Raw genomic sequence first — 3,320 nt, 5'->3', positions numbered from 1 at the left:
AAGATCTTGGTCGATCCGCTGAACAGCAGAGGCTCCACCTATATGCCCGGCCCCAGTTGACACCGACTGCGAATCCTTAACTTCGCGGCATTGGGCAATCACCTGCGCAACGTCCACCCGGTTTCTGTTATTGCCTTGCCGTCCCCCCCGTCTCCTGTACATGCACGCGACACGACAGATCAGTCGGCGCACCATGCTCAAGGCCACGGGCGCCGCAGCCGTCGGTCTCGCCGGCGTCGCCACCCCCTCGGTGGCCGCGGGCGGACCCTTCGCGCACCCCGGCCTCCTCCACACCGGGCGCCGACCTCGCCCGCATGGCCGCCAAGATGAAGGCCGGCGCCGCGCCCTGCACCGCCGGGTACGCGAAGCTGACTGCCAACTCGCATGCGCAGAGCGGCTGCACGGCCCGTCCACTGGCCCTCGTGTGCCGGGGCGTGGGACTGCGCCCCCGCAGCACGTGGCCGCAGAACTACGAAACGACCCGGCAGCCGGTAAGAAATTTTGTGTTCACACGGCTGGACATAAGCAACGTCCATGTCCGTTAATCCATCCCATGTGTCAGCGAAGATTCACGTTCCATATTTCGAACTACGTTTGAAAAGTCGAACCACGTGAGGAAGGTGTCGTCGGCCTGTCGGCCGTAGGGCGCCGCGTCGGCAGCAGACAGGCCCGCGACGCGCCACGCCCGACCGTCGGACGTGTGAGCCGGCACATCACAAGTCCAAGCAGTCGCCCTGCCGTATCGAAAGGCTCAAGATGTCTCCCTCCGTCAGCAGACGTCGCCTCCTGCAACTGACCGGGGCCACCGTGGCCGCCTCTGCCACCGGATCCTTCCTCGGCGCGTCTCCCGCCCAAGCGGCCATCGCCCCCGCGAGGACCGACATCGGGGTCCTGACGCACCCCTTCGAACTCGGCCAGGTCCGGCTCACCGCAAGCCGGTGGCTGGACAACCAGAACCGCACCCAGAACTACCTGCGGTTCATCGATGTCGACCGGTTGCTGTACAACTTCCGCGCCAACCACCGGCTGTCCACCAACGGTGCGACCGCCAACGGCGGCTGGGACGCGCCGAACTTCGGCTTCCGCACCCACATCCAGGGACACTTCCTCACGGCATGGGCACAGTCGTACGCCGTGACCGGGGACACCACCTGCCGGGACAAGGCCACCTACATGGTCGCGGAACTGGCCAAGTGCCAGGCCAACAACAGCGCTGCCGGCTTCAACCCCGGGTACCTCTCCGGCTACCCCGAGTCCAACTTCACTGCTCTCGAGCAGGGAACCAGTGGCGAGGTGCTGTACTACACGATCCACAAGACCCTCGCCGGCCTGCTGGACGTATGGCGCCACATCGGCAGCACACAGGCCCGGGACGTGCTCCTCGCCCTGGCCGGATGGGTCGACTGGCGCACCGGCCGGCTGACCACCCAGCAGATGCAGACCATGCTGCGCGTCGAGTTCGGCGGCATGAACACCGTGCTGACCGATCTCTACCAGCAGACAGGCGACGCGCGGTGGCTCACCGTCGCCCAACGCTTCGACCACGCCGCGGTGTTCGACCCGCTGGCGGCCAACCAGGACCAGCTCAACGGAATTCACGCCAACACCCAGGTACCCAAGTGGATCGGGGCCGCCCGGGAGTACAAGGCCACCGGCACCACCCGCTACCGCGACATCGCCACCAACGCCTGGAACATCACCGTCAACGCGCACACCTACGCCATCGGCGGCAACAGCCAGGCGGAGCACTTCCGCGCCCCGAACGCCATCGCCGGCTACCTGACCAACGACACGTGCGAAAGCTGCAACACCATCAACATGCTCACCCTCACCCGGGAGCTGTTCACGCTCGACCCGAACCGGGTCGCACTGTTCGACTACTACGAGCGGGCGTGGCTGAACCAGATCATCGGCCAGCAGAACCCGGCCGACGACCACGGCCACGTCACCTACTTCACCCCGCTCAAGCCGGGAGGCCGGCGCGGTGTGGGCCCGGCGCTGGGCGGCGGCACCTGGAGCACCGACTACGGCACCTTCTGGTGCTGCCAGGGCACCGGCCTGGAGATGCACACCAGGCTGATGGACTCCATTTACTTCCACAACGACACCACGCTGACCGTGAACATGTTCGTGCCCTCGGTGCTCAACTGGACGGAGCGCGGCATCACCGTCACCCAGACCACGACATACCCCACCAGCGACACCACGACCGTGCAGGTCACCGGCAACGTCAGCGGAACGTGGGCGATGCGCATCCGTATACCGAGCTGGACCACCGGGGCCACCGTCAGCGTCAACGGCGTCGCGCAAACCATCACCACCACGCCCGGCAGTTACGCCACCCTGAACCGCTCGTGGACCTCCGGCGACACCGTCACCGTCCGCCTGCCCATGCGGCTCGGCATCCGACCGGCCAACGACAACGCGAACGTCGCCGCGATCACCTACGGCCCGGTGGTCCTGGCCGGCAACTACGGCGACACCGCGCTCAGCTCCCTCCCTGCGCTGACCACGTCCTCGGTCAAACGGACCAGCAGCAGTTCGCTCGCCTTCACCGCCACCGCGGGCGGCTCCACCGTCAACCTGGGTCCGTTCCACGACGCGCACGGCTTCAACTACACCGTCTACTGGAACACCACCGGCAATACCGTCCGTCTCGCCAACGCGAGCAGCGGTCTCCTGCTGGGCATCCAGAACATGTCCACGTCCAATGGCGGCCGCGCTCTGCAATGGACGGACAGCGGCACCGCCGACCACAACTGGGAAATGATCACCGACGGAAACGCGGTCCGCTTCCGCAACGCCAACAGCGGCAAGGTGCTCGGCGTCCTGAACATGGACACGGCAGACGGCGCGACCGTCCTGCAGTGGTCGGACAACGGCACCGCCGACCACAAATGGACCCTGCTCGACCAGGGAGACGGGACCTACAAGATCCGTAACGTGAACAGCGGCAAGCTGCTCGCCATCGCGGGCAACTCCACCGCCGTCGGCGCGTTCGCGGTCCAGGACGCGGACGACGGCACCGCCGACAACCGCTGGCGCATCGTGCTGAACTAGCGTCCGTCGCGTAAGGATGGCTCGGTCGTTCTCCCCCATTTATTCTCAGCCCCTTCGACCATCGTTCGTCGTACCAGACAACGCTTGTGGCGGTGCCTCGCGGACCTGCCACAAGCGGCTTCCATTCGAGGCATATCATGATTTAGGTGTTTTTAGGCCTTTTGGCCCAAGGCCGGGAAGTTAAGGCTGGCTGGGGCGCTGTCCAGGCGCGGGTGGGCGTGCTGGCCCTGCGGTGAATGACGAACGGGACCGCTGGTAGA

General features: G+C 66.0%; 1 protein-coding gene. It reads left to right on the top strand.

What is annotated here, in order from left to right; translation table 11 throughout:
• Positions 1 to 756 precede the first annotated feature (756 nt).
• Complete coding sequence (locus AB0N07_RS50070; protein WP_365847550.1) at positions 757 to 3,060, top strand: beta-L-arabinofuranosidase domain-containing protein; 2,304 nt, start codon at positions 757 to 759, stop codon at positions 3,058 to 3,060.
• The last annotated feature ends 260 nt before the right edge of the window (positions 3,061 to 3,320 follow it).

Origin of the sequence: Streptomyces sp. NPDC051172, assembly GCF_040682555.1 — a bacterium.
Classification (GTDB): Bacteria; Actinomycetota; Actinomycetes; order Streptomycetales; family Streptomycetaceae; genus Streptomyces.
The sequence above is the reverse complement of the archived record's forward strand: the minus strand, read 5'-3'. Positions and strand labels throughout refer to the sequence as shown.